Origin of the sequence: Brooklawnia sp., assembly GCF_049651565.1 — a bacterium.
Classification (GTDB): domain Bacteria; phylum Actinomycetota; class Actinomycetes; order Propionibacteriales; family Propionibacteriaceae; genus Brooklawnia.
In genome coordinates this window covers 1-23,762 of record NZ_JBASCI010000267.1, presented here as the reverse complement: position 1 = coordinate 23,762, position 23,762 = coordinate 1, and the positions used below count along the sequence as shown (strand labels likewise).

The 23,762-nt window shown below is 68.2% G+C and carries 23 protein-coding genes; 9 read left to right on the top strand and 14 right to left on the bottom strand.

All coding sequences use genetic code 11. From position 1 onward, the window contains the following. Positions 1-55 precede the first annotated feature (55 nt). Genes WBL05_RS13125 through WBL05_RS13115 form a run of 3 tightly spaced genes read right to left on the bottom strand, consistent with a single transcriptional unit; the run spans position 56 to position 2,924 of the window. Complete coding sequence (locus WBL05_RS13125; protein ID WP_424226529.1) at positions 56-1,498, bottom strand: CpaF family protein; 1,443 nt, start codon at positions 1,496-1,498, stop codon at positions 56-58. Then, positions 1,495-2,247, bottom strand: a complete 753-nt coding sequence (locus tag WBL05_RS13120) for a hypothetical protein (protein WP_424226527.1) — start codon at positions 2,245-2,247, stop codon at positions 1,495-1,497. The genes WBL05_RS13125 and WBL05_RS13120 overlap by 4 nt, the downstream gene beginning before the upstream one ends. Further along, positions 2,247-2,924 carry an SAF domain-containing protein gene (locus WBL05_RS13115; protein ID WP_424226525.1) on the bottom strand — a complete coding sequence of 226 codons (678 nt, stop codon included), beginning with the start codon at positions 2,922-2,924 and terminating at the stop codon, positions 2,247-2,249. Before WBL05_RS13115 ends, WBL05_RS13120 begins: the two co-directional genes overlap by 1 nt. 234 nt (positions 2,925-3,158) lie before the next feature. Here WBL05_RS13115 and WBL05_RS13110 point away from each other — a divergent pair, with 234 nt between their 5' ends. Further along, a complete protein-coding gene (locus tag WBL05_RS13110) occupies positions 3,159-4,646 on the top strand; it encodes a sodium:proton antiporter (protein ID WP_424226524.1) in 1,488 nt (495 codons plus the stop codon). A 61-nt stretch (positions 4,647-4,707) separates the two neighbouring features. Here WBL05_RS13110 and WBL05_RS13105 read toward each other — a convergent pair whose 3' ends face one another. The 9 genes from WBL05_RS13105 to WBL05_RS13065 all read right to left on the bottom strand — a co-directional run bounded on the left by WBL05_RS13105 (position 4,708) and on the right by WBL05_RS13065 (position 15,332). After that, positions 4,708-5,058 carry a metallopeptidase family protein gene (locus tag WBL05_RS13105; RefSeq protein ID WP_424226522.1) on the bottom strand — a complete coding sequence of 117 codons (351 nt, stop codon included), beginning with the start codon at positions 5,056-5,058 and terminating at the stop codon, positions 4,708-4,710. A gap of 43 nt (positions 5,059-5,101) precedes the next feature. Continuing rightward, on the bottom strand, positions 5,102-5,917 hold the full coding sequence (locus WBL05_RS13100; protein WP_424226521.1) for a carbohydrate ABC transporter permease: 816 nt from the start codon (positions 5,915-5,917) through the stop codon (positions 5,102-5,104). Positions 5,918-5,928: 11 nt separating this feature from the next. Continuing rightward, entirely contained in the window at positions 5,929-6,822 is an 894-nt protein-coding gene (locus WBL05_RS13095) for a carbohydrate ABC transporter permease (protein ID WP_424226520.1), read from the bottom strand. Between the two features lie 36 nt (positions 6,823-6,858). Continuing rightward, positions 6,859-8,166: an ABC transporter substrate-binding protein gene (locus WBL05_RS13090; RefSeq protein ID WP_424226518.1), complete on the bottom strand. Its 1,308-nt coding sequence runs from the start codon at positions 8,164-8,166 to the stop codon at positions 6,859-6,861. A gap of 211 nt (positions 8,167-8,377) precedes the next feature. Next, positions 8,378-8,941 carry a YceI family protein gene (locus tag WBL05_RS13085; protein ID WP_424226516.1) on the bottom strand — a complete coding sequence of 188 codons (564 nt, stop codon included), beginning with the start codon at positions 8,939-8,941 and terminating at the stop codon, positions 8,378-8,380. Between the two features lie 329 nt (positions 8,942-9,270). Further along, the gene (locus WBL05_RS13080) at positions 9,271-10,770 is read right to left on the bottom strand and encodes an FAD-dependent oxidoreductase (protein ID WP_424226514.1); all 1,500 of its coding nucleotides are present in this window, start codon (positions 10,768-10,770) and stop codon (positions 9,271-9,273) included. After that, complete coding sequence (locus tag WBL05_RS13075; protein ID WP_424226512.1) at positions 10,718-11,812, bottom strand: glycosyltransferase family 4 protein; 1,095 nt, start codon at positions 11,810-11,812, stop codon at positions 10,718-10,720. The genes WBL05_RS13080 and WBL05_RS13075 overlap by 53 nt, the downstream gene beginning before the upstream one ends. A 35-nt stretch (positions 11,813-11,847) precedes the next feature. After that, a complete protein-coding gene (locus tag WBL05_RS13070) occupies positions 11,848-13,941 on the bottom strand; it encodes a glycogen debranching N-terminal domain-containing protein (RefSeq protein WP_424226510.1) in 2,094 nt (697 codons plus the stop codon). A gap of 185 nt (positions 13,942-14,126) precedes the next feature. Next, entirely contained in the window at positions 14,127-15,332 is a 1,206-nt protein-coding gene (locus tag WBL05_RS13065) for a hypothetical protein (RefSeq protein WP_424226509.1), read from the bottom strand. A gap of 216 nt (positions 15,333-15,548) precedes the next feature. On the opposite strand from WBL05_RS13065, the gene WBL05_RS13060 reads away from it, so the two are divergent. After that, the gene (locus WBL05_RS13060; protein ID WP_424226508.1) at positions 15,549-16,475 is read left to right on the top strand and encodes an alpha/beta fold hydrolase; all 927 of its coding nucleotides are present in this window, start codon (positions 15,549-15,551) and stop codon (positions 16,473-16,475) included. Next, complete coding sequence (locus WBL05_RS13055) at positions 16,465-17,118, top strand: DUF6328 family protein (protein ID WP_424226506.1); 654 nt, start codon at positions 16,465-16,467, stop codon at positions 17,116-17,118. The genes WBL05_RS13060 and WBL05_RS13055 overlap by 11 nt, the downstream gene beginning before the upstream one ends. Before the next feature lie 92 nt (positions 17,119-17,210). On the opposite strand, the gene phoU is transcribed toward WBL05_RS13055, so the two are convergent. Beyond that, entirely contained in the window at positions 17,211-17,876 is a 666-nt protein-coding gene (gene phoU / locus WBL05_RS13050; RefSeq protein WP_424226505.1) for a phosphate signaling complex protein PhoU, read from the bottom strand. A 169-nt stretch (positions 17,877-18,045) separates the two neighbouring features. Between phoU and WBL05_RS13045 the strand changes: the two genes are divergently transcribed. The 4 genes from WBL05_RS13045 to WBL05_RS13030 all read left to right on the top strand — a co-directional run bounded on the left by WBL05_RS13045 (position 18,046) and on the right by WBL05_RS13030 (position 21,780). After that, the gene (locus tag WBL05_RS13045; protein WP_424226503.1) at positions 18,046-18,648 is read left to right on the top strand and encodes a Dps family protein; all 603 of its coding nucleotides are present in this window, start codon (positions 18,046-18,048) and stop codon (positions 18,646-18,648) included. Positions 18,649-18,774: 126 nt separating this feature from the next. Next, positions 18,775-19,752 (top strand): alpha/beta hydrolase, encoded by a 978-nt coding sequence (locus tag WBL05_RS13040; RefSeq protein ID WP_424226502.1) that lies wholly within the window; start codon positions 18,775-18,777, stop codon positions 19,750-19,752. After that, positions 19,745-21,121: an alcohol acetyltransferase gene (locus WBL05_RS13035; protein WP_424226501.1), complete on the top strand. Its 1,377-nt coding sequence runs from the start codon at positions 19,745-19,747 to the stop codon at positions 21,119-21,121. Before WBL05_RS13040 ends, WBL05_RS13035 begins: the two co-directional genes overlap by 8 nt. Further along, positions 21,118-21,780 carry a DUF6320 domain-containing protein gene (locus tag WBL05_RS13030; RefSeq protein WP_424226500.1) on the top strand — a complete coding sequence of 221 codons (663 nt, stop codon included), beginning with the start codon at positions 21,118-21,120 and terminating at the stop codon, positions 21,778-21,780. Before WBL05_RS13035 ends, WBL05_RS13030 begins: the two co-directional genes overlap by 4 nt. 131 nt (positions 21,781-21,911) lie before the next feature. On the opposite strand, the gene WBL05_RS13025 is transcribed toward WBL05_RS13030, so the two are convergent. Next, positions 21,912-22,406, bottom strand: a complete 495-nt coding sequence (locus WBL05_RS13025; protein ID WP_424226499.1) for a bifunctional nuclease family protein — start codon at positions 22,404-22,406, stop codon at positions 21,912-21,914. Positions 22,407-22,495: 89 nt separating this feature from the next. On the opposite strand from WBL05_RS13025, the gene WBL05_RS13020 reads away from it, so the two are divergent. After that, positions 22,496-23,080 (top strand): DUF4334 domain-containing protein, encoded by a 585-nt coding sequence (locus tag WBL05_RS13020; RefSeq protein ID WP_424226497.1) that lies wholly within the window; start codon positions 22,496-22,498, stop codon positions 23,078-23,080. Next, complete coding sequence (locus WBL05_RS13015; protein ID WP_424226495.1) at positions 23,067-23,528, top strand: hypothetical protein; 462 nt, start codon at positions 23,067-23,069, stop codon at positions 23,526-23,528. Before WBL05_RS13020 ends, WBL05_RS13015 begins: the two co-directional genes overlap by 14 nt. The last annotated feature ends 234 nt before the right edge of the window (positions 23,529-23,762 follow it).

Below are 23,762 nucleotides of genomic sequence, written 5' to 3'. Positions count from 1 at the left end.
ACGCTGAACAGGCCGATGATCAGCAAGCCGGCCCCGACGCCGACCAGAACCGCCATCACGACCACTCCTGCAGCGACCGCAGGTCGGCCAGCAGCCAGGGGCTCGGCGCAAGCTGTCGGGGCCGGCCGTGGTCATCGGTGGAGTAACAGAGGTGGGTGACCGGACGGCCGTTCTCGACGGCACCGGTAAGTTCGCGGATCTCGCTGATGTACCGGCGGCGCACGCCGCCGCGCCAGGTGTCGTCGACCAGCCGAACGTGGATCAGCAGGTGCAGGTTGAGGGCGATCTGGCGATAGGCCTCATCCATACCGAAGACTCCGCCCTGTGCCACCCGGGCGGCCAACCGGTCCATGGTGGAACCCGCCGAGTGCGAGTGAGTGGTGCACATCGTGCCCGCACCGGACTGCATCGCCTCGAACAGTGCACCGGCCTCGGCACCCCGGACCTCCCCGACGATCAGCCGGGACAGGTTCTGCCGCAACGCTTCTGGAATCAGGTCGGCCACCGAGTACTGGCCGACCTGCCGGCCGTCCCGGTACTCGCCGAGCCCGACCTTGGCCTGCAGCGCCACCATGTTCCGCCGGTTCGGCAGCAGGTGGGTGAGCAGCTCGTAGTCGGTCTCCAGGGTGCCGATGCGTTCACTGGTCGGGATCGCCGCCAGCAGGGCGCGCAGCAAGGTGGTCTTGCCGGCGCCCTGGTCGCCCGAGATGACGATGGACTTGCGGGCCAGCACGCACTGGGCGAGCAGCTCGCTGACCTCCTGCGGCATCATGCCACCCTCGGCGAGCTCGTCGAGGCTGACGTCGGTCAGCAGGTGCTGCCGGATCACGATGGATGGCCGGTAGCTCAACCCGAAGCCGATCGCGTGCAGTCGGAAACGATCGCCGAGGGCCAGCGTCATCATCGGGTGGGCGTCGTCGAACGCGCGGGCCGGGGAAGCGCTCGCCCCGAGGAAGCGGATGGCGTCGACCAGTTCCTCGTCGGAGTCCGCCACCGGTGGGTGCTCGACCCGTCGACCGTCGCCGTAGTGCACCACCACCGAGTCCCAGCCGTGGATCTCGATGTTCTCGGCGCTCGGGATCTCGAACAACGGCTGCAGCCGGCCGTAACCGAAGATGGCGTCCTCGACCGCGCTGGCGTAGGCGTGCTCGAGGGCCAGCGGCCAGAGCTGTGCACCGGTCTGGCCGAGCCGTTGGGCATGCTCGCGGACCACGGTCCGGATGACCGACCGCCCCATCATCAACCGGTCGTCGCTGGGCATCGGCTGAGAGTGCTCGCTGGCCCAGTGCTGTGAATTCTCGGTGATGAGTTCGGACGCCTGCCGGCGCAACTGCACGACCTGCTGCCAGTCCACCCGCTGTTGCACCTCGGGCCGGCGGGCCGGTCGTCGGGCGACGCCATGTCCGTCCCGGTAGGGCAGCAGCTCGCTGGGGGCCAACGCACCGAGCGCCCTGGCGAGTTCGGACTGCGGCAGCGCCGCGGCAGGGCGACCGTTCATGCTGCGACCTCCGAAGCCTGCAGTTGCGACGACAACGACTGGAAGCCACGCCAGAGCGGACGCCCGGTCAGCTTGCGGGGCGGCAGATCGCCCTCACTGAGGACGGCGGCGGTGACCGGATCCCACGGCAGGTCGGCCACCAGGTGGACGCCCAGGGACTGCGACACCTCGCCGGCCGGGTAGGGGCGCCCGCCACCGACCACCACCAGGCCCAGCCTGGCGGGGTCGTCCAGCGAGTCGGTCAGTTCGGGGAGCAGCAATCGCAGGGACGCCAGCGCCGGCAGCCCCGACCTGGTCAGCACCAGCACCCTGCTCCCCCGCTCGAGCAGCACCTCCGGCAGGCCGCCCTCAGGCAACCGTCCGGCATCAATGATGACGTCGGTGCGGTCGAGTTGTTCCAACTGGGCGACGAACCGCGTCCAGTAGGACTCGAACAGCGTGGCCGAACCGGAGTTGGTGAAGCCCGGCAGGAAGCGGCGTGGCTGGTCGACACCGTCGTCCAGCGGGAGAGTCTGGTCGATCAGTCGTTGGCTGCTGACCGGTTGCAGCGCGCGGTAGTCCTGCACCAGGCCGGCCAGGCCGCGGCCGCCGGCCGACAGGCCACGCAGATAGCCCGCCAGCACCGCCTGATTCGGGTGCCGGTCGCAATCGGCGAGCAGCACCGGACGCGGCCAGCTCAGCGCCAGTCCCAGACCCGTGGTCGTGACGCCGGGCGAGCCGCCGGCGGAGGTGAGCACGATGATGGCCATCAGCCGTCCCCGTTCCGGACGATTGCGATCCGCTCCGCCGCGGCCAGCGCGGCGATGCTCGACGCCGAGTACTGATCGACCTGCACGTCGAGCAGCCAGCTGCCGCCGTCGGTGGTGGGCACCGGGGACGTCGCCACGGTGGCCCCGAACTCGGCTCCGGGCTCGCGCTCGGCGTCCATGCCTGACGGCACCTCGACCAGCGTGACGTAGGCACCCACCGGCAACGGCTGGTTGGGTAGTTGGCCGGCTGCCACCCTGAGCCCGACGTGCGCCGCACCGGCCGGCACCACACTGGCGCCCACCGAATCCGGACCGACCAGTGAACCGGCCGGCAGGTCGGTGCGCGCGTGCTGCCCGACCAGCTCGGACGCCTGTTCGGCAGGCAGCACCGACACACCTTGTGCCCGGCCGATGGTGGTGGTGGTCAGGTGGTGGGACTCGATGACCTGGCCGCGGGCCACGCTGCTGGTCATCAGGACCACCTGCTGGGACTGTTGGGTGCCGCTCCAGGCCCAGGCCATCACCAGGGCGCCAAGACAGGCACACAGGATGCCGATCACCACCAGCCGAGTGTCTCTGCGGGCGCGCAACTGAACCGCTGCCGGACGCTGCGGTGGTTCGATGATCGCGGGCCTGGCCGGGGGCGGCGAGGGCTGCCAAGCTTGGGACGCGGACATGTCGATCTTCCTTCTGCCTCTGGAGGGGTGCCAGGCAGGCAGCACGTTACCCACAGGTCCACCACAACTTCGAACGCGTCCCAATATCTGTGGACAACTCGCCGGCTCAGACCTGTGTGCCTGCAGCAGTTGCCCCCGCGGTGTCACCGGCAGGCGCCGGAAGGTTAGCATGGGGCGAATCGACAACGTGGTCACCCAGAAGGCGGAAAACCATTCACACCCAGGAGTGGACTGATGGAAGCCGTTGTGCCGTGGTGGGGACTGATCCCCTTCGTCATCATGCTGCTGAGCATCGCGCTCATGCCGCTGATCCCCGCGACCGCCCACAAATGGGAGGACTGGCGCTTCCAGCTCGGTGTGGCGCTGATCCTGGGCATCCCGACCGCCATCTGGGTTGGCGTCGTCCTGAGTTGGAATCGGGTCGGTCACGCCGTCGTCGAATACGTGCAGTTCATCATGCTGCTGTTCGCGCTGTTCGTGGTATCCGGCGGGTTGTTCCTCAAGGGGGACATCCGGGCCACACCCAGGAACAACACGATCGTCCTCGCGATCGGCGGGCTGATCGCCTCTTTCATCGGCACCACGGGTGCCGCGATGCTGCTCATCCGGCCGCTGCTGAACATCAACCAGGACCGCAAGCACAAGGTGCACACGGTGGTGTTCACGATCCTGATCGTGGCCAACAACGGCGGCATGCTGACCCCGCTCGGCGATCCGCCGCTGTTCATGGGCTTCCTGCGCGGTGTGCCGTTCACCTGGACGTTCCAGCTGCTGCCGATGTGGGCGTTCATCAACGCCATGCTGCTGGCGATCTACTACGCACTGGACGTCAAGTACTACGCGACCGAGGAGGTGCCCGACAAGCTGCGTGAGGCCAGGCACATCGAGCCGCTCAAGGTGCTCGGCACCCCGACCCTGTTCTGGTTCGCGATGATCATCGCCGCGGTGGCGCTGCTGCCGTCGCTAGACCTGCACGCGATCGAGGAGGGCCACGCCGCCTGGTGGCAGTACATCCCGTGGCGCGAACTGGTCTTCATCGTCGCCTCAGCCGGCTCGTACATCACCGGCAACAAGCGCATCCGGTTCGAGATGAACCAGTTCTCGTGGGGTCCGATTCGCGAGGTCGCGGTTATCTTCATCGGCATCTTCCTGACCATGGTGCCGGCACTGGAGTACCTGGCCCAGGTTGCCGACCAGTTGCCGCTCAACACCATCATGTTCTTCATCTTCAGCGGTTCACTGTCGGCCTTCCTCGACAACGCACCCACCTACCTGACGTTCTTCGAGATGGCCGGTGCGCTGGGCGCCGACCCGACCCTGCTGGAGGGTGTGCCCCGGGTGGCCGACACCGGTGTTCCGGTGCCGTGGTTGGTTGCGATCAGTCTGGGGGCGGTCTCCTGCGGTGCGATCACCTACATCGGCAACGGTCCGAACTTCATGGTGAAGGCCGTCGCCGAGTCGCGTGGCGTGGCGATGCCGTCCTTCGGTGGCTACATCGCCTGGAGCGTCCGGTACCTGGTGCCGACGCTGGTCGCAATGGTCTGCATCTTCCTGGCCCAGCAGACCTGGGTGAACATCGTCGGCGTGGTGATCGCGTTGCTGCTGCTGCTGCAGTCGTTCCTGGTCTGGCAGCGCTACCGCAAGGCCGCCAAGGACGTCGCCGCCCCGGTCGGTTCGATTCCGGCCCAGGACGCCGACCCGTCGGTCGACGTCGAGCGCTGAGCGGGCAGTATCCGGTCGCCGGCCGCCCTCGGGTGCTGTCGGCGGCTCGTCCCGGGGGTGTCTACTGGTACCCGAGCCGCTCCAGCGCGTCGTCGTCGATGCCGAAGTGGTGTGCGATCTCGTGCACCACGGTGACGTGGATCTCGTCGACCAGCTCGTCCTCGGTCTGGCAGGCCTGCTTGTGCGGGTTCCGATAGATGATGATCCGATCGGGCAGCACGCCGCCGTAACCGAATCCGCGTTCGGTGAGCGGGATGCCCTCGTAGACGCCGAACAGTTCCTCTCCGCCCGGCGGGTCGTCCTCGACCAGCAGCACGCAGTTGTCGATCAGCGCCAGCAAGTCCTCGGGTATCGAGTCCAGGGCCAGGTTGACGCAGTCGTTGAAGACCTCATCGCTGACCTGAACCGGCATTCCCCGAGTCTATGTGCGACCATCTCGCGGCTGGCGCGCGCGATCAGCCCTTGACCGCCCCGCTGGTCAGGCCCTCGACGAAGTAGCGCTGCAGGAAGACGTAGGCGATCGTGATCGGGATGGACGCAATCCCGACGCCGGTGAACAGCAACGGGTAGTTGGTCAGGAACTCACCCTGGAAGTTCAGCAGCCGCAGCGGGATGGTCTGCTTGTCCGGGGACTGGATGAACAGCAGCGGATAGAGCAGTTCATTCCACTGGATCACGAACAGGAAGATCGCGGTCGCCGCGATCGACGGCAGCGACAGCGGGATGGCGATGTTCAGGTAGGCCCGTCCCGGCCCGACGCCGTCCACCGCGGCCGCCTCGAACATCTCGTTGGGCAGTGTCCTCATGAATCCACCCATGATGAAGGTCGACACCGGCAGCCCGGTCACCACGTTGATCAGGACCAGCCCGAACAGGCTGTTCAGCAGTCCCAGCCGGTCGAACAGCACGAACTGCGGAATCATGTTCGCCTGCGCGGGCACCGCCATGCCGAGCACCAGGAAGCCGAAGATGAGCGCGCTCTTCCAGCCCCGCAGCCGCGACACGCCGTAGGCCGCCATCGAGCCGAGCAGCAGCGTGGTGAACACCGAGGAAGCGGTCACAATCACACTGTTGGCGAACGCCTGGTCCATGTTGTAGGTGGTCAGGACGTCGACGTAGTTCTGAACCCGCCACTGCCCCGGCAGTGCGAAGGGGGCCTCGAACAGCTCCGACATGGTCTTGAAGCTGCCCAGCATCACCACCATGACCGGGATGATGATCAGCGACGCGTAGACGGCCAGGATCGTCCACCGGGTCAGTTTGTATCCCATGAGCGTCCTCCTCACGCCGAAGGTTGGGAGTAGCTGACCAGGCGCCGTACCGCGAAGTTGAGCGCCACGATCACGATCACGAACAGGATCGCCTGCGCCGCGGCGTAGCCGTACTCGAAGTTGGCGAACGTGGTGTAGATCCGGGTGGACAGGATGTCCATCGACCGCTTGGGGGGATTGCCCGCCAGGCCGAGGATGATGTCGAATGCCTTGAATGACTGGATCGTGGTGTAGGCCATCACGATCGTGGTGGACGGCGCGATCATCGGCCAGGTCACCGACCAGAAGGTCTGCCAGCGGTTGGCACCGTCCACCGCGGCTGCCTCGACCATCTCGGCCGGGACGCTCTGCAGCCCGGCCACGAAGATCGTCATCATCTGGCCGGCGTGGAACCAGACCTGGGTCACCGCCACCCAGTAGATCGCGGTGCGGTCGTTGCCGAGGAAGGCACTGGACAGGCCGAACTGGCCGAGGAGTTCGTTGCCGATGCCGAAATTGGGGTCGTAGACGAACTTCCAGATGTAGGCCACCGACACCGACGACAGGATGGTCGGGAAGAAGAAGACCCCGCGCAGCAACGCCGAACCGCGGGTGTTGCGGAACAGCAGCAGCGCCAACACCAGCGCGAACAGGGTCTGGAAGACGACCACCAGCAGCCAGAACTTCAGGTTGTTGGTCAGGGCGTTAGTGAACAGGCTGTCATTGGTCAGGGCCCTGGTGAAGTTGCGCAGGCCGACGTACTCGAAGGTCGGCGAGTAGCCGTTCCAGTCGGTGACCGAGTACTGCACCGACTGCAGGGCGGGGATCACGAAGAAGAAGATGTACAGTCCCAACGCAGGCACCGTGAACAGCAGGAGGACGAGTTCCTCCTTGCGTCGGGCGCGGCTCTGCCGTCGCCGGCTCACCCTCGACTACCCCCGCCCTTGCGAACCGGACGCCGCTCAGCTGCCGATCTGCTCGTCGATGACCCGCTGGGCGTCCTCGGCGGCCTGCTCGGGGTTGGCGCCGCCGACCACCGCGATGCAGGCGCCCTCGGCGGCGTTGCGGATGTTCAGGTTGATGAACTGGAATCGCGGGGCCAGCAGGGTCTGTTTCGTCGTCCACTCGCTGGTGTTGTTGAGGTCTTCGGAGTCGTAGCTGACGTCCTTGACCGTCACGTACTGCCCGGTGGCGCTGCCGTACTGTCCGGCGACCTCAGGTTCGCTGAGCATATCGAGCAGCGCGAACGCGGTGTCGGGGTTCTCCGACACGGTGCTGACGCCCAGCGCGAAGGTCGCGTTGTGGATGCCCACGTACTTGGCCTGCCCGGGCGCGGAGGTGACCGGTGCCAGCAGGCCCATCGGGAACTCGGCCCCGAGCGCCCGGACCGCCGCCATGTGGTAGGAACCGGTCGCCAGCATGGCCGCCTGCCCGCTGGCGAACATCTGCTGGATCGGCTCCACGGCCGTCCCGGTGGCGTTGTCCTGCATGTAGGGGGTCAGTTCCTGGTACTTGCGCAGCATGCTGATGAACCAGTCGTCGGTGACCTTGTACTCGCCGGATTCGATCTTGGTGCACATGTCGTCGCTGGGTGCCTCGTTCATGATCATGCAGTTGAACAGCTGCCCGGCATTGCCCATCTCACCGCCCGGCCAGGCCAGCGGCACCACGCCGCTACCCCGCAGGGAGTCGAGCAGCTGCAGGTAGGCGTCCCAGTCGGTGGGCAGTTCGCTGGCCCCGGCGGCCTCCAGCAGGTCTTGGTTGGTGACCGGCATGTTGAAGACGAGTTGGTAGGGCAGGCCCAACACCTGGTTGCCCACCAGGCCTTCGGAGATCAGGCTGCGCTCGTACCGGTCGGCGATGCCGGTGGCGGCCAGGTCGGTGAACAACCCGGCGTCGGCGATGGCTGCGAACTGTGCGCCGCGGAAGGCGGCGAACAGGTCACCCACGGTGCCCTGCCGGATCTGCTGCAGCGCGTTCGACTGGTAGTCGTTGGACGGGGTGATGTCCTGCCGCACGTCGGTGCCGGGGTACCGTTCGGTGAATTCGGCGATGATCTGGTCGAAGGCCTCCTTGTCCTCGCCGCGCCAGTGCGCGAAGGAGATGCTGCCGTTCGCCCTGGCCGGGTCGAGGGCCGCGCCCGGGCTCGCCGAGGTCTGGGACGACCCGCCTGTGCCCGGGCCGGCGCAGGCAGCCAGCGCGCTGACGGCCACGCCCGCTCCTGCGACCTGCAACAGACCACGTCGGGTGAAGGTGAACTTCTGCTTCATTGCATCCTCCTCTGGCGAGTCGAACCGTTCGGTGGGGTGATCGTGTGGTTCGCCACGGCACTGGCTGGCTACGAGCGTACCGGGCGAGCGTGCCGGAGCGGGCTGACAGCGCCACATACCAGAAATCCGGGCAGCCAAGAAAAGAGGCCGTGGACTCGCGATCTCGAGTCAACGGCCTCTTTCTTGGCTGGTCAGGTGTTGCGTACCGCTGTCAGGCGTCGGCGCCTTCCGGCACCTTGACCGCAGCCACTTCGATCTCGATGCCAACCTTGTCGCTGACCAGGACGCCGCCGGTCTCGAGCGCCGCGTTGAAGGCGACGCCGTAGTCCTGACGGTTGATCGAGGTCGAGCCCTCGAAGCCGATCCGGGTGTTACCGAACGGGTCCTGGGCCACGCCGCCGAACTCGAAGTCCAGCGACACCTCACGGGTGGTTTCCTTGATGGTGAGCTCGCCGGTGACGCGGTAGGTCTCGTCGTCAAGCTGCTCGACCTTGGTCGAGTTGAAGGTGATGGTGGGGTACTTCTGCACGTCCAGGAAGTCATTGGCGCGCAGGTGGTCGTCCCGCATCTTGTTGTGGGTGTTGATGGACGCGGTCTTGATGGTCACCTCGACCCTGGACGCGGACGGGTTCTCGCCGTCGATGTGGGCGGTGCCCTCGAACTCCTCGAAGTTGCCGCGAACCTTGGTGACCATGGCGTGCCGGGCCGAGAAGCCGATGCGGGTGTGGGCGGGGTCCAGCTGCCAGGTGCCGGTCAGTGCGGTGGTGTCAACCATGATGGTTTCTCCTCTCTTGGCGCCGACGGCATCTCCGGGCGCTCTCACCAGGTACAACTAAGTTGATGCATCAACTATTCCATTGAACATGGAACTTTTTCTTGCGCAACGCCACATTGCCTGCTGAGCTGCCCCGGGCCCACCCAAGCGCCCGCCCTGGTCCTCGTCAGGTGACCGATCACCACCCGCCCGATCCCACCCGCCACGACGCAATGCGGGCTCACCGATCTTGCGGATCGCGAAGGCACCTCCGGCGGGATGATCAGCCAGGCAGCAGGGCTGAACCTTCGTGGCCCTCGACTTCGCGGTCGCGTGTTCGCCCTGACCGGTCAGTCCCGGCGGGCCAGGTCGTGCACCGCCGGCCCCTCCAGTCGGGTGCCGTCGGCGGCGAACCGCGATCCGTGCAGCGGGCAGTCCCACGACTTCTCGGCGTCGTTCCAGCGGACGATGCCACCCATGTGGGTGCACACCGCCGACAACCTGCAGGTCTGGCCGTCCACCGTCGACACCGCCTCCGGTTTGCCGCCAGGTCCGCGTCCGACGAAGCTCTCGCCTTCGGCAGGTGGCTCACCCGGCAGGGCGCCGAGCTCAGCCTGCACCCAGTCCTTGGCCAACTCGACCGCCACCTCGACATTGGGCGCCAGCGCGCTGACCACCCCGGCCGGCTTGGTGATTCGATGCTCGAGCTGGTCGGCCCACGGCATCTGGCCCTCCAGGATCACCCCCGACAGGTGCAGCGCAGCCGCGACTGCGTTGGTCATGCCCCACTTGGCGTACCCGGTAGCCACGTAGATCTTCCCGCCGCCGCGCGGCAGCGTCCCGACGAACGGCACGCGGTTGATCGACTGGTAGTCCTGCGCCGACCAGGAGTGCGTCAACTGGGCCCCGGCGAAGTGCCGGCCGGTCCAGTCAGCCAAATCGGCCAGCGCGGCGGCCGGGGAGTCGGACCGTCCGGTGACGTGCCCATTGCCGCCCACCAGCAGCAGCTCGTCACCGTCGACCGGCAGCGTGCGCAGCGAGCGGGTGGGCTCGTCCACGCTCAGGTACATGCCCTTCGGCAGCGAGTCGGGCGCGCCGGGCACCCGGTACGCGGTGGCGTACGAGCGTTGCGGCACCAGCTTGGCGAAGTAGCCGCCCCGGTCGAGGATCGGGCTGCCGGTGGCCAGCACCAGCCGGTCGGCCGTCATCTCGCCGCGCGAGGTGGTGATGGTGACCGGCGACCCGCTGTCGACGTCGGTGACGCGGGTCTCCTCGAACAGCACCCCGCCGCGCCTGGCGAACTCGGCCAGCAACAGGTCGAGCACCGCCAGCGGATGAATTTGGACCTGGTCGGCAAGCCGGATGGCGCCGGCCACCGCGAACGGCAACTCGGTCTGGTCGGTCCACTCCACCGGCAGCCCGGCCTCGTTCGCCACTTCCAACTCGGCCCGCAGGTCGTCCGCGCCGCTGCGGGTGGACGCGTAGCTGTACGCGTCGCGACGCTGGAACGGCACGCCGCGCTCGGTCATCAGGTGCACCAGGAGGGCCTGACCCTCCAGGTTGCCCTCGACGTAGGCGCGTACCACGTCCTTGGAGTGGAACCTGGCGATCTGCGACAACGTCACCCCTTGCAGCAACGACAGCTTCGCCGTGGTGTTGCCGGTGGTGACCGCCCCCACTCGGCGTCCTTCGACGATCACCACCCGCTGACCCGACCTGGCCAGCAGGACGCCGGTCGCCAGGCCGGTCAGGCCCGCGCCGGCGATCACCGTGTCTGCGTGGGCCCCGGCGACGAAGTCACCGGTTGGGCTGGTGCTGATCGGATGAGTGGCGAACCACACTGACTGCATCGTCCCTCCTCAGGGGTGGTTGGCCGGCGGCGCCGGTCAGGATCTTGGAGTAAAGCCTGATGTGGTCGTCGACCATCCGCCGGCTGGTGAATCGGGACTCGGCCTCCGCCCGGCAGACGGCCCGGTCCAGTTCGGCCGCCTTGGGCAGCAGCTGGACCAGTTCGTCGGTGTTGGCCAGGAAGCCGGTCAGGCCGTGCCGGACTATCTCCGGCGCCGAGCCCCGCGGGGTGCCGACCACCGGCGTCCCCGCCGACAACGCCTCGATCATGGTCAGCCCGAACGGTTCGGACCACTGAATCGGGTTGAGCAGAGCAAACGCCTCGCCCAGCAAGGCCAGCTTGTCGGTGGTCGACAACTCACCGAGGTACTGGTGCTCGCTGGTCAGCAGCGGCCGGACTTCCGAGTTGAAGTAGTCGAGCTCCTCGGGTTCGCGCATCTTCGCGGCGATCCGCAGCGGTACGCCGGCTGCCTGGGCGATGTGCAGCGCCTCGACGATGCCCTTCGACGGGTTCATCCGGGCCAGCACCGCGGTGAACCCACCCTGACCGGTTCCGACCGGGACACTCGCGACGTCGATGCCGTGGTGGATCACCGCCCCGACGGTCAACCCGATCGCGTGGCTGGCCTGGTTCTGCGAGATCGCCACAATCGTGGTGTCGCGGTCGAGCTCGCGGAACAACACGTTGGTGGCGTCGGTGAACGGCAGGTGGTTGGTGACCACGGTCGGGATGGCGGGCGGGCGTCCCCGGTAGAGCGGGCCGCCGAGGGTGTGGTCGTGAATGATGTCGACGTCCCGCATCGCCGCGTAGCTGACGATCAGGTGACTGAGCAGCGAGGTGGCGTCGTTCAGGGCGCCGAAGTCTGATTCCCGGACGCCGGGCACCATCGGCACCGGGCAGGTGCTGTCGGCGCTGGCCGCCAGCAGGACCTGGTGGCCGACCGCCTGCAACCCCCGGGCCAACTCGTCGATGACAAGCTCCGTTCCGCCGTAGGTGACCGGTGGGACCGGCACCCAGGGTGGCGCGATCAGACCGATTCGCATCCAAACCTCCCGCTCGTGGCGAAGGCCTCGATTGTCTAGCGCGCCCCTCGTCGCTGACGTTTGAGAGCCGACGGGCTGGCGTCGACCAGGACGTCCTGCTCCCTGGCGCTGAACGTCAGGCTACCGCCACCCAGGCGCAAGTTCTCCACCCTCAGGGACCCAAGCTCTTCGGGCAACGCGGGTTCGAGCTGGAAGGTGCGGTCGGGCACGTCCGGGTTGAACCGCAACAGCACGCGCAGCAGGTGCAGCGGGGTCGCGGCCGACCAGGCCTGCGGTGAGCACGAGGTCGGGTAGGCGATCGGTTCGGGGTGCAGGTCGCGGCCGAACCCGCAGAACAGCTCGGGTAGCCGTCCGGCGAACCGAACCGCCGCCGCCAGCATGCCGGACGCGACCTGCCGCGCCTCGTCGGCGAAGCCGTAGCGCATCAACCCGTCGGCGATCACGGCGTTGTCGTGTGGCCACACCGAACCGTTGTGGTAGCTGACCGGGTTGAACGCGCCCATGTCCTCGGCCAGGGTGCGCACCCCCCAGCCTGAGAACATCTGTGGCGACATCAGGTGTCGGGCGACATCGGGGGCCTTGTCGTGGTCGATGATCCCGCTCCACAGGCAGTGCCCGATGTTCGAGGTGAGGGCGTCGACCGGGCGTTTGTCGCCGTCCAGCGCGACCGCGTACCAGCCCTTGTCGGCCAGCCAGTAGCGCTGGTTGAACGCCCGCTTCAGCGTCTCGGCCCGGTCGTCGCACTCGGCGGCGGTGCGGTCGTCGCCCAGGTGGCGGGCGATGCTGGCCCGGTCGCACCAGGCCCGATACGCGTAGCCCTGCACCTCGGCCAGCGCCATCGGGGGTTTGGCGATAGTGCCGTCGGCGAAGTTGATGCCGTCCCAGGAGTCCTTCCAACCCTGGTTGATCAACCCGTGCCGGCTGCGTCGCTGGTACTCGACGAACCCGTCGCCGTCCCGGTCGCCCCACTCGGTGACCCACTGCAGGGCGCGGTCGGCGTGCGGCAGCAGGCGCTCGAGTTCATCCGCGCCGAGCCCGCCCCAGCGCAGCAACTCGGCGAGCACGGTGACGAACAACGGGGTGGCGTCGGCGGTGCCGTAATAGACCGTCGCGCCGCCCAGGGCCTGCTGGGCTGCGCGGCCGCCGCGCACCTCGTGCAGGATCCGGCCGGGCTCCTCGTCGGTCTCAGGCACCAATTCGGCGCCCTGCAGGGCGGCGAGGACCTTCAGCGTGCCGAGCGCCAGGTCGCGGTCGATCGGCATCGCCATGTACGAGGTGAACAGCGAGTCACGGCCGAACAGCGCCATGAACCACGGCGCGCCAGCGGCCACCACCATTTGCCCGGGGTGCGCAGGGTCATCGATCCGCAGCGCGGCCAGGTCTCGGGCCGACTGCCGCACCACCTGCTGGATCTCCTCCTGCTCCAGCACGATCTTCGGCAGTCGGGCGTACCACTCCTGGCGCTCCTGGCGGAGCCGCTGCTTGCCCAGGCCGGCCACCTTGGGCGCGGACGGGTTCCCGAACGGCCGGGCGGTGAAGGTCACTGCCTGGGACGCCTTCGCGGGCAGTCGCAGGCTGACTGCCAGACCGTTGCGGCGGACGACCGCGTCCGGGCAGGTGACCTCGACCCGACGGGTGAAGTGGCTGTCGGTGCAGTGCAGGACGATCCCGGACTCGGTGTGCTCGCGGCCGAGGTTGCCGACGACTCCTTCACGGCCGGCCTTCACGTCGAACAGGTCGGCGAAGTCGCTGTCCACCTGCAGCAGCAGGGTGCACGATTCGTCCTCGATGCCGTAGTTGCGCAGGGTCACCGACTCCTGCAGCACGGTACCCACGGTCCGGTTCCGTTCGATGATCAGGGTGCTCTCGCGGCCGGCCGGGTGGGAGGCGCGCCCGATGAAGGTGGCCTGGTCGGCGGTCGGGGTGTAGGCGTCCAGCGGCTCCATGTAGCTGCCGCCCACCAGCAGGTTCCAGCGGGAGATGGCGCGGGTGTCGCGATAGAACCAGCCGTGCGACGAGTCGGCGTACATGTCGCCGGAGGACGCCGACACGCAGAAGGTTGAGCCCTCGATGATGGTGACGGCCCTCGGGTCGCCATGTGCGGTGTTGGCAGCGTTCCATCCCACCATGGCGTCCAGTATGCGCGCGGCTCCGGCTGCCGCCGCTTGCGACTCTCGATCAGCACAACGCGGAAGATCAGTCGGCTACTTACTACGGCGAGCAATACTCCGCAATCGCGAACCGGGTGCGGCTAGCGCGAACCGGGGGCGGGGGCCGCGGGGTGCGGCGGCCGCGGGGTGCGGCGGCCGGTGACTCAGGCACCGATCCGACCGGCGATCAGGCCGGTCACGACGACGGAGGTGATGGTGACCGTGGAGAACCCTGCGATGATCATCTTCGGCAGGATCTGACCCTCGATCGCCGCGATCTCCTCATCGGTTTCACCAGCGCCGCGGGCGGCCTCCTGGGAGAGGATCATCGTGCCGGGGAATCCGTACAGCGAGGTCAACCCGATGGCGATCGACATCGGGATGGTGTAGCCGAGCAGCTTGCCGGTGACGCTGGCGAACAGCACGATCCCGACCAGGCCGACGACGAAGGCGATCACCAGCGGCCCCGCCAGCGCCGCGACGTCGGCCGGCTCAACTGTCGCCAGCGGCCCGAAGACCAGGATCAGGATGGCGAGCATCATCAGGCCGTAGGCGTCGATCCCGGTCAGGATGCCGGGCTTGAACACCCCGAACGCCCGCAGCGCGATGCCGAGGATCAGGGCCACCACGAAGGTGTTCAGGATCCCACCGGTGATGTTGTTGATCAGGATCGAGACCAGCACCACCGCGCCGACCACGAACAGCGTGCCGGGCGTGGTCCGGAACGGCTCGGGAATCTTCGATTCGACCGCCTGCACCTCCTCGGTGACCTCGACCGGCGCCAGGTTGCCAGCTCGGTAGTCGGCGCTCAACCGGGACGCCTCCTGCTTCAGGATCAGCGAGGTCAGCGGGAAGCCGATCAGCCCCTGCAGGGCGGCGATCAGCACCGGGAAGAAGGCGACGGTGGTCAGCCCGACGCCGAGGGCGGCCTCCTGGATGATCAGCACCGAGATGGTGCCGCCGCTCAACGAGCCGATGCCGGCCACCACGAAGTACATCGCCTGGACGACACCCTCGTACACCTCACGCCGGCGTCCGCCGCCGACCACCAGCCCCGCCACCCACAACGCGACACCGATGCCGAGCACGGTGGCGACGCCGATCACGAAGGTCTTCCACTGGCTCTTGAACTCGGCGATGCTGATCATCGTGCCGAGGTGGACGATGATGAACCCCACCACCACCCCGCCCAGCCCGAGCAGCGCGGAAGCCGGCAGCAGGTCATCGGGGAAGATGTCGGTCAGGAACCCGACGAAGAAGATGATCGATGCGATGAACAGCGACGAGAGCAGCGACTTGGTCTTCTTCGAGACGAAGTCGCTGAAGGTCCAGACAGCCATGACGATGACAAAGGCGAGTACCCCGTTCATCAAGCACCCCTTTGATGGAACCCCGAATTGTGGCCATTTCAGCCTGCGCGAAGACATCGGTGAATCCATCACCCGTTCCGGGTGGCCCGTGTGGGTATCGGGCGGTGACCTGTCATCAGGTGGCGCTGTCAGCACAGGCGCGTTCTGCCGCAGCCGGTTGGGTGGCCATGCCTCGGTGGGATGTCCGGGACGCGGCATCGCATTAGGCTGCGAAGGATGAAGACCCCTTCAGCCAGGTCGATATCAAGCGTCCTCGCAGTCGGCGTCGCCGCGGCCGTCGGTGCGCTCATCGTCCGTCGCATGAAGTCGGCGGGCATCGCGGGCATCGAGCAGCGGACCGGCACATCCGCCAACGGCATCGAGTACTGGGTCGCCGGGGCCGGCCCGAAGACCATGCTGCAATTGCAGGGCGGCCCGGGTTCCCAGATCCAGGGCGGGTGGATGCGTCGCCTGATGGTGGCCGGAATGAAGCCCTACCTGCGGGCGGGCTACCAGGTCTGGCAGGTGACTCGGGCCCGCCACATGCCCCCCGGCCACACCGTCGCCGACATGGCCGATGACTACGCCAGGTTCATCCGGGAGCAGATGGGCGGGCGGGTCGATGTGGTCTACGGGCTGTCCTACGGCGGCATGATCGCCCTGTACCTGGCAGCGAACCACCCCGACCTGGTGGGCAGGGTGGTGCTGGCCTTCTCCGCGGCCACCGTCACCGACGCCGGCAAGGACCTGGACGCCCGGATCGCAAGGGCGTCCGCTGAGGGCCGGCACACCGACGCCGGGGCGGCCGGTCTGGAGTTCATGTTGCCGGGTGAGCGCTGGCGTCCGGTGCGACGGGTGCTGGCATGGCTGGCCGGCCGGGTGTTCGCGCCGACGAGTGTGCCGCCCGGCGACCTGCTGGTCGAGCTGGACGCCGAACTGGCCTTCGACGGCCGGGAGGCCGCCGGCCGCATCCAGGCGCCGGTGCTGCTCCTGGCGGCCGGGGAAGACATCTTCTTCTCACCCGAGATCATCGAGCAGACCGCGGAGCTGATCCCAGACTGCACCGTGGTCACCTACCCGGGGTTCACCCACATGCAGGGCGGCACGAGTTCGCGCACCCCGGCCGACGTGCTGGCCTGGCTGGAGGAGAGCCATGCCGGCTGAGTCACCGCCGGAGGAAGGTCCGGACGCCCCGGCGCAACCCCGGGAACCTCTCGCGGAGGAAGGCCCGGACGCCCCGGCACCACCCCGGGAACCTCCCGCGGAGGAACGCCGCCCGGAGACCCCGGAGCAACCCCGCGAACCGCCGGAGCGTCGCGAAACCCCCGGTGAACGGCTGGACCGGCAGTGGAACGAGTTGCTGCAGGAGCTGCGGGTGACCCAGACCGGCATCCAGTTGCTGGGCGGGTTCCTGCTGGTGATGCCGTTTCAGCAACGCTTCGGCGACCTGGGCGATGAACTGCTGGCGGTCTACCTGACCGCGGTGGTGGCCGCGACCGGGTCGATCTTCTTCGTGCTGGCGCCGGTGGCCTTGCACCGCGCGCTGTTCCAGAGCCACCGCAAGGACGTGCTGGTGCGGGTGGGCGACCGGCTGGCCCGGATCGGTCTGGCGCTGCTGGCGGTCACGGTCATCTGCGTGTCCGCGCTGGTCTTCGGTTTCCTGCTGGACGACCTGGCCGCCCTGATCGCCGGCCTGGGCGCGGCGGTGGTCTGTGTCGGGTTGTGGTGGGTGCTGCCGGCCTGGCTGCGGCGCAAGCCCGCCAGCACGGTCTACTCATTCGGCCCGGCCGGCGACGAGGACGCCTGAGCCCGCTGGCCCGGCACCAAACCGGTCGGGCGACCCCAGCCGGACGCCTGGTGATCGGCGCCCGGCCACCCCTGATCACCGCCGCGCGGGGCTCAGGCGATCGTCCACTGCTCACCCTTCGGGTACAGGCCGGTGACGATGTAGATCACCCGGCTGCCGATCAGGACGGCATGGTCGGCGATCCGCTCCAGGTAGCGGCCGAGCAGCGCGATGTCGACGGCCGCCTGCACGCCGTGAGGCCAATCGTCGGCGAGGATGATGTCGAACTGCTGGGCGCGCAGCGCGTCGGCCTCCTCGTGGTACTCGGCCATCATCCGGGCGTCGAACTCGTCCCGCTGCTCCAGCGCCGACAGCGCCATCCCGACGATGTCTTCGGCGATCTGGCACAGCCGCTCGATGTTGGGCCGCACCGTGTCGGGGACGGCGCTGGCCGGGTAGCGCATCCGCGCGATCTTCGCCACGTGCACCGCCAGGTCACCCATCCGCGCCAGGTCGGCGCACATCCGGACGGTCGCGGTCAGGGTGCGCAGTTCACCGGCCACCGGCGACTCCCGCGCCAGCAACGTCAGGCAGCGCGCGTCCAAATCGTCGTACCACGAGTCGAGGACGGCGTCGCCGGAGATCACCGCCTCCGCGGCGGCCAGGTCGGCGTCCAGCAGGGCGGTGTTGGCGCGCTGCACGGCGGTGCGGACCAGCCGGGTCATCTCCAACACGTCGTCGACGACTTCGGTGAGCTTGTGCCGGTAGCTGTCCCTCATGAGATCCGCCTTCGGTTGTCCCGGGTATGGGTCGGTAACCCATTATCAGGGTTCCTCCCCGCCGCGGCGGCACCTTGGCCACAGCCGGCTACCGGACGAAGTGGTGCCATGGTCAGATTTCGGCGCCAACCCCCGACATCGCCGCATCAATTGGCGGAGACTGGCGGGTATGGCTACGACAGACAAGAAGAAGGCAACCGAGTCCCGACCCGTCCCCGTCCACACCGTCCCCGGCGTCGATCCCGAGCAGGGCCGCGAGCTGGCGCAGGCGCTGCAGATCCGGCTGCACTCCCTGAACGACCTGCAACTGACCTTGAAGCACGCCCATTGGAATGTCGTCGGCCCGAAGTTCATCGGGGTGCACGAGATGCTCGACCCGCAGGTGGACGGCGTGCGTGAGATGGTGGACGCGCTGGCCGAGCGGATGGCGGCGATGGGCGTCCCGCCGAACGGCCTGCCCGGTGACCTGGTTGCCAAGCGGACGTGGGATGACTACCCGATCATGCTGGGGCAGGCGGCGGAGCACCTGGGCGCCCTCGACCTGGTCTACACCGGCGTCATCAAGGACCACCGCAAGGCGATCGAGCAGGCCGGTGAGGTCGACCCGGTGACCGAGGACCTGCTGATCGGACAGGTCGCCCAGCTCGAGCAGTACCAGTGGTTCATCCGGGCGCACCTGATGGACGACGAGGGCCGGCTGGCCACCCAGAACGCCAAGTCCACCGAGGACGCCGCCGCCAAGGCCCTGAAGGCAGACGTCAAGATCGACTGACTCGGGTGACGTCCTGCTGACCGGGGACATGCTGGTGACTCCGGACCCAGGCTCCGGCCTGACAGTGTCCGGCCGGCACACGTCGTGGGCTCCCGCGCAGCTGGGCGTCCCACGTACAGTTGGCCCATGAGTGCGGACGCCCCCGGTGAAGGCAGGCCTAACCCGTTGCTCGCTGCCTTCCTGCGGCTGTTCGCGGCGCCCCGGCTGAACATGCAGGAGGACTACCCCAAGGTGCGGCGGTTCCAGCGGCTGCTGGCCGGCCCGACCGGGCGCTACCAGGTGCTCGACAAGGTGATCCTGGCCCGAGACGAGTCGCACGAGATCCCGGTGCGGGTCCAGCTGCCCAGGCAGCGGCTGCACTCCGATGTGCTGCTGTTCATGCATGGTGGCGGCTGGGTCACCGGCGACATCGAGAGCTACACCCCGGCTTGCGCCGCGCTGGCGGACGCCACCGGACGGGTGGTGCTCTCGGTCGACTACCGGCTGGCCCCCGAGAACCCGTTTCCGGCCGGCTTCGAGGACTGCCTGCGGGTGGCCGAGGTGCTGCTGCGCGAGCCCGGGCTGCTCGACCTGACCGACGCGTCCCAGATCGTCCTGATCGGCGACTCGGCCGGCGGCAACCTGACCGCTGCGGTGTCGTTGCGGCTGCGCGAGCTGGGGCTGCCGATGCCGGCCCGGCAGATCCTGCTCTACCCCGCCACCTGGTATGACCATGACCCGGCGACCTCGCCGTTCGACTCGGTGCGCGAGTACGGCACCGGTCTGCGGCTGACCGCGCTCGAGGTGCAGCAGTACATGCAGCTGTACCAGCCGTCGGCCGAGGCCCGCCGCCAACCGCTGATCGCGCCGCTGCTCGCCGACGACCTGTCCGACCAGCCGGCCACCCTGGTGGTGAGCGCCGAGTTCGACCTGCTGCGCGACGAGGGTGAGGCCTACGGGCACGCCCTGGAGGCGGCCGGTAACGCCGTCCGGATCGAGCGGGTGAACGGCACCTACCACGGCTTCCTCACCCTGCCGAGGTTCGCCAACCCGGTCGTCCGCCTGCACGAGGTGATCAACGACTGGCTGGGGGCGGCCGCCCCGCAGGTGGCCGGCCGTGAGTAGACGCACCTGGGTGCGGCTGGACAACGCGTCCAACATCTTCCTCGCCGCGATGAGCTCGGTCGACTCCAAGGTCTTCCGGCTGTCGGCGCAACTGTTCGACGACGTCGACCCGGTCCTGCTGCAGCAGGCCCTCGACCGGGTCTTCGACCAGTACGTGCTCTACCACTCGGTGCTGCGCCGGGGCATCTTCTGGTACTACCTCGAGGACAGCGACCTGCGTCCGCAGGTGGCGCCCGAGCGGCTGCCGCCCTGCGACCACCTGTACCACTTCGACCGTCGCGAGCTGCTGTTCCGGGTGGTGTACCACCGCAACCGGATCAGCCTGGAGGTCTTCCACGCGTTGTCCGACGGCGGCGGCGCGATGCAGGTCTTCCGCGACCTGGTCGCCGAGTACGTGGCGCTGCGCAACCCGGACGACTTCCCCAAGCGCGCCACCCCGCCGCCGGTCAAGCAGCCGCTGGAGCGCGACAGCTTCACCCACTACTTCAAGCAGACCCGCCGCCAGGAGTTCACCGAGGCCGCACGGTCGGCGTCCCTGGCCGCCGGGGGCAGCACCGGCCAGGTGACGCAGGACGCCGGGCTGCGTCCGCCGCCGGTCGTCGGGGCCGGCAGGACGCGGGGTGGCCGGCGGCGGATCCACCGGGTTCGCGGCACCCTCACTCCCGACCACCGCACCCGCGTCATCGAACTCGACATGCCGATCACCCCGGTGCTCGGGCTGGCCAGGCAGCATGGGGTGTCGCTGACCATCTACCTGACCGCGCTGTTCCTGGACGCGATCCGCCAGGCGGAGCCCGGTGCCGGGCAGTCGAGGATGGCGGTGTCGATGCCGGTCGACCTGCGGCAGCGCTTCCCGTCCAACTCGGCCCGCAACTTCTTCGCCACCGCCCGCCTGGAGCACGACTTCGCCGTGGACGACAGCCTGGCCGGGATCTGCCGGTCGCTGGAAGAGCAGCTGCTGATCCAGACCACACCGGCGGCCCTGGAGGCGAAGCTGCGCAAGCTGATCGGGTTCGAGCTGAACCCGGCCATCCGGGTGGTGCCGCGCCCGTTGAAGGACGTGCTGCTCGGCGGCATCAACCGGCTGAACAACCGCAGCCTCACCGTGGCGATCTCCAACCTGGGGCGGGCCGACCTGCCGGACGCCGTGGCCAGGCACGTCGAGATGGTCTTCCTGATGGTTTCGGCGGCGCGTCCCCAGTTCTGCATGATCAGCCATGGCGATCGGCTGGCCATCACGTTCACCTCACCGTTCATCGAGACGAAGGTGCAACGGGCATTCATCCGGACGCTGACCGCCAACGGGGTGCCGGTGGCCGCGGCGGTGTCGCGGGTGACCACCTACGAACTTGCAGGTGAGCAGGCATGACCCGGTGCGCCCGGTGCGGGATGGACCTGCGCGGCGACTGGCAGCACTGCCCGCTGTGCCTGGCCTTCGTCGAGGAGGGCGATGTGGTTCCCGCGCCCTGGCCAGACATCCCGCTGCGGTTCGACACCCGGCAGCTGTTCCGGGCGCTGCTGGTGGTGTCGGTGCTGATGGTCGTCAGCGGGCTGGTGGCGTTGCGGCTGTTCTTCCCCGGTCCACTGGAGGGGCTGCGGGTGGTGGCGTTCGGGCTGGCGGCGCTGTGGCTGGTCGCCATCATCGCGGTGCGCAAGCGTCGCAACCTTGCCAAGTCGATCGTCTACCTGGTGGTGATCGTCTCGCTGCTCAGCCTCTACGGCGACTACCTGGACGGCTGGCAGGGCTGGTCGACCACGTTCGTGATCCCAATCACCTGCAGCGCGTCCATCGTGGGGTTGCTGATCGCCGCGCGGGTGGCCCGGATGTCGCCCGGCGACTACATCGTCTACTCGTGGCTGACCGGGCTGATGGGTGTGGTGCCGGGGCTGTTCATCGCCCTGGGCTGGGTGACCAACCCGCTGCCCTCCTGGATCTCGGTTGCCCTCAGCTTCCTGATGCTGATGATCATGCCGCTGGTGCGCGGGGCGGAGATCCAGCACGAACTGACCAAGCGGCTGAACATGTGACGGCCGGGCGCAGGGCGCTTCGTCCGCGCCAGCCAGGCGTCCCGCCCCCGGGCTGGCTGGCCATGACCAAGCGGAGGCTCGCTGACCCCCAGGCGTCCCGCCCCCGGGCTGGCTGGTCGGCCAACCCATGCTCAGCCGCGGAAGTCGTCCGGGTCGACGGTGTCCAGGAACTCGGTGAACTCCTCGATCGTGGCCTCCTCGTCGGGGGCCTCGGCGAGCTGGCTCTCCGAGACCCCGGCCTCGCGCAGCACCTCCTCGGCGATGTAGATCGGCGACTCGGTGCGCATGGCGAGCGCGATCGAGTCGGACGGGCGGGCGTCGATGATCCGGCGGCCGGCGGGGGTGACCAGGGTGATCTCGGCGAAGAAGGTGCCCTCCTCAAGCCTGGTCACCGCGACCTGCTGCACCGTGGCGTCCATGGCGTCCAGTAACCGCACCATCAGGTCGTACGACATCGGACGCGCGGCGGTCACGCCCTCCAGCGCGAACATGATGGCGCTGGCCTCCTGCACCCCGATCCAGATCGGCAGCACGTAGGGCTGCGGCTGCGGGAAGCTCGGCCTCAGGATCACGACTGGTTGGCCGCGGGAATCCACGGCCATGCTGGCGAGTTCGACTTGGATCATGGGATCATCGCCTTCCTCCGTAATCCCCTCCCATGCTACGTCGGCGCTGGGATGGTCCGTTCTGGCTGCAGGCGAAGTAGCGTGGCTTCATGGATGAGGCAGGACGCCGGGCGGCGCTGAGTCGGCTTGAACGCGGGTGCACCACCGCGGAGGGGCTGAAGTTTTACGATTCGCTCCCCACTACTGATCTTGAGCAACTGCTCGGCACCTGGTGCGGGACCAGCCTGCCGACCGGCCACCGGCTGGCCGGCCTGATGGAGTTGCTGGGATGGTACGGCAAGCGGTTCGAGAGCACCGAGGTGGTGCATCCGCTGGTCTTCCGGGGACGCCGCTGGACGCGGTTGGTCGCCCTGGATCCAGCCCGGGTGCCGGTGTTGTGGGTGGTGCGGTTGGCGCCGCTGCTGACCAACCGGGTGGTGGCCGGTCTGTTCGGGGTGATCAGGCCGTTGCTGCAGACCCGGCGGCCGGCGGCCAGGCTGCGGATGACCCAGTACCGGGGACGCACCACCGCCACGATGGTCTACGACGCCCAGCCGATCAACGACGCCCTCCGCACCGTTGACCAGGACACCCTGTTGGGTGCCATGGACCTGCGGGGCATGCGCAAGCCCTACCTGTTCGTACTGCGAAGAGAGCAACCGCTGCAGAAAGGAAACCGCAATGCAAACCGCTGACCGCGTCCGTGGCGCAACCGACTCCGGGGTGAACCGCCGCCTCGATCAGGAACGCCTCTCGCGGGTCACCGCCCTGGTCGGTGCTTCGCCTGAGGTGATCTCCCAGCACATCAGGGAACTCGACCACAGCTGGGATGTGGAACGCGTGCTGGAGTTGAACGCTTCCTCGCTGATGTTGCTGAGTCTCGCCCTGTCCAGGCTGCACACCCGCAAGTGGCTGGTCCTCAGCACCGCCGTGCCGGCGTTCCTCCTGCAACACGCCATCCAGGGCTGGTGCCCGCCGATCTGGGTGATCCGCCGGCTCGGTGTCCGGACCCGCCGGGAGATCGACGTGGAACGCACCGCGCTGAAGGCTTTGCGAGGCGACTTCAGCGACTTCGTGGCTGACGGCGTCGATGCCGCCGCAGCCGCCCGGGCCGCCATCGAACGCGCCGACCGCCAGGGATGAGCCGGCCGGAGCCGGCTGAGCCCGCCCACTAGGCGCATGCCGGCCCGGCGGGCCGGGTAACAGCGGGGCATGGACAATCAAACCCTGATCTGGATCGCCATCGCGGTTGTCGCGGTGGTGCTGATCGCCATCCTCGTCTACGTGTTGACGAGCCGGCAGCGCAAGGAACGCCACGCGGCCGAGCAGCGTGCCAAGGCCGAGGAGTTGCGGGCCCGCAGCGAGGAGGAGGAGTTG

What these genes read in the sequence shown, in the direction of transcription:
- WBL05_RS13110 (WP_424226524.1), top strand. Translation starts at nt 3,159, where the DNA reads ATGGAAGCCGTTGTGCCGTGGTGGGGACTGATCCCCTTCGTCATCATG.
- WBL05_RS13085 (WP_424226516.1), bottom strand. Translation starts at nt 8,941, where the DNA reads ATGGTTGACACCACCGCACTGACCGGCACCTGGCAGCTGGACCCCGCC.
- WBL05_RS13075 (WP_424226512.1), bottom strand. Translation starts at nt 11,812, where the DNA reads ATGCGAATCGGTCTGATCGCGCCACCCTGGGTGCCGGTCCCACCGGTC.
- WBL05_RS13045 (WP_424226503.1), top strand. Translation starts at nt 18,046, where the DNA reads ATGGCTACGACAGACAAGAAGAAGGCAACCGAGTCCCGACCCGTCCCC.
- WBL05_RS13015 (WP_424226495.1), top strand. Translation starts at nt 23,067, where the DNA reads ATGCAAACCGCTGACCGCGTCCGTGGCGCAACCGACTCCGGGGTGAAC.
- WBL05_RS13030 (WP_424226500.1), top strand. Translation starts at nt 21,118, where the DNA reads ATGACCCGGTGCGCCCGGTGCGGGATGGACCTGCGCGGCGACTGGCAG.
- phoU (WP_424226505.1), bottom strand. Translation starts at nt 17,876, where the DNA reads ATGAGGGACAGCTACCGGCACAAGCTCACCGAAGTCGTCGACGACGTG.
- WBL05_RS13060 (WP_424226508.1), top strand. Translation starts at nt 15,549, where the DNA reads ATGAAGACCCCTTCAGCCAGGTCGATATCAAGCGTCCTCGCAGTCGGC.
- WBL05_RS13065 (WP_424226509.1), bottom strand. Translation starts at nt 15,332, where the DNA reads ATGAACGGGGTACTCGCCTTTGTCATCGTCATGGCTGTCTGGACCTTC.
- WBL05_RS13105 (WP_424226522.1), bottom strand. Translation starts at nt 5,058, where the DNA reads ATGCCGGTTCAGGTCAGCGATGAGGTCTTCAACGACTGCGTCAACCTG.
- WBL05_RS13120 (WP_424226527.1), bottom strand. Translation starts at nt 2,247, where the DNA reads ATGGCCATCATCGTGCTCACCTCCGCCGGCGGCTCGCCCGGCGTCACG.
- WBL05_RS13100 (WP_424226521.1), bottom strand. Translation starts at nt 5,917, where the DNA reads ATGGGATACAAACTGACCCGGTGGACGATCCTGGCCGTCTACGCGTCG.
- WBL05_RS13040 (WP_424226502.1), top strand. Translation starts at nt 18,775, where the DNA reads ATGAGTGCGGACGCCCCCGGTGAAGGCAGGCCTAACCCGTTGCTCGCT.
- WBL05_RS13020 (WP_424226497.1), top strand. Translation starts at nt 22,496, where the DNA reads ATGGATGAGGCAGGACGCCGGGCGGCGCTGAGTCGGCTTGAACGCGGG.
- WBL05_RS13090 (WP_424226518.1), bottom strand. Translation starts at nt 8,166, where the DNA reads ATGAAGCAGAAGTTCACCTTCACCCGACGTGGTCTGTTGCAGGTCGCA.
- WBL05_RS13125 (WP_424226529.1), bottom strand. Translation starts at nt 1,498, where the DNA reads ATGAACGGTCGCCCTGCCGCGGCGCTGCCGCAGTCCGAACTCGCCAGG.
- WBL05_RS13055 (WP_424226506.1), top strand. Translation starts at nt 16,465, where the DNA reads ATGCCGGCTGAGTCACCGCCGGAGGAAGGTCCGGACGCCCCGGCGCAA.
- WBL05_RS13070 (WP_424226510.1), bottom strand. Translation starts at nt 13,941, where the DNA reads ATGGTGGGATGGAACGCTGCCAACACCGCACATGGCGACCCGAGGGCC.
- WBL05_RS13080 (WP_424226514.1), bottom strand. Translation starts at nt 10,770, where the DNA reads ATGCAGTCAGTGTGGTTCGCCACTCATCCGATCAGCACCAGCCCAACC.
- WBL05_RS13115 (WP_424226525.1), bottom strand. Translation starts at nt 2,924, where the DNA reads ATGTCCGCGTCCCAAGCTTGGCAGCCCTCGCCGCCCCCGGCCAGGCCC.
- WBL05_RS13025 (WP_424226499.1), bottom strand. Translation starts at nt 22,406, where the DNA reads ATGATCCAAGTCGAACTCGCCAGCATGGCCGTGGATTCCCGCGGCCAA.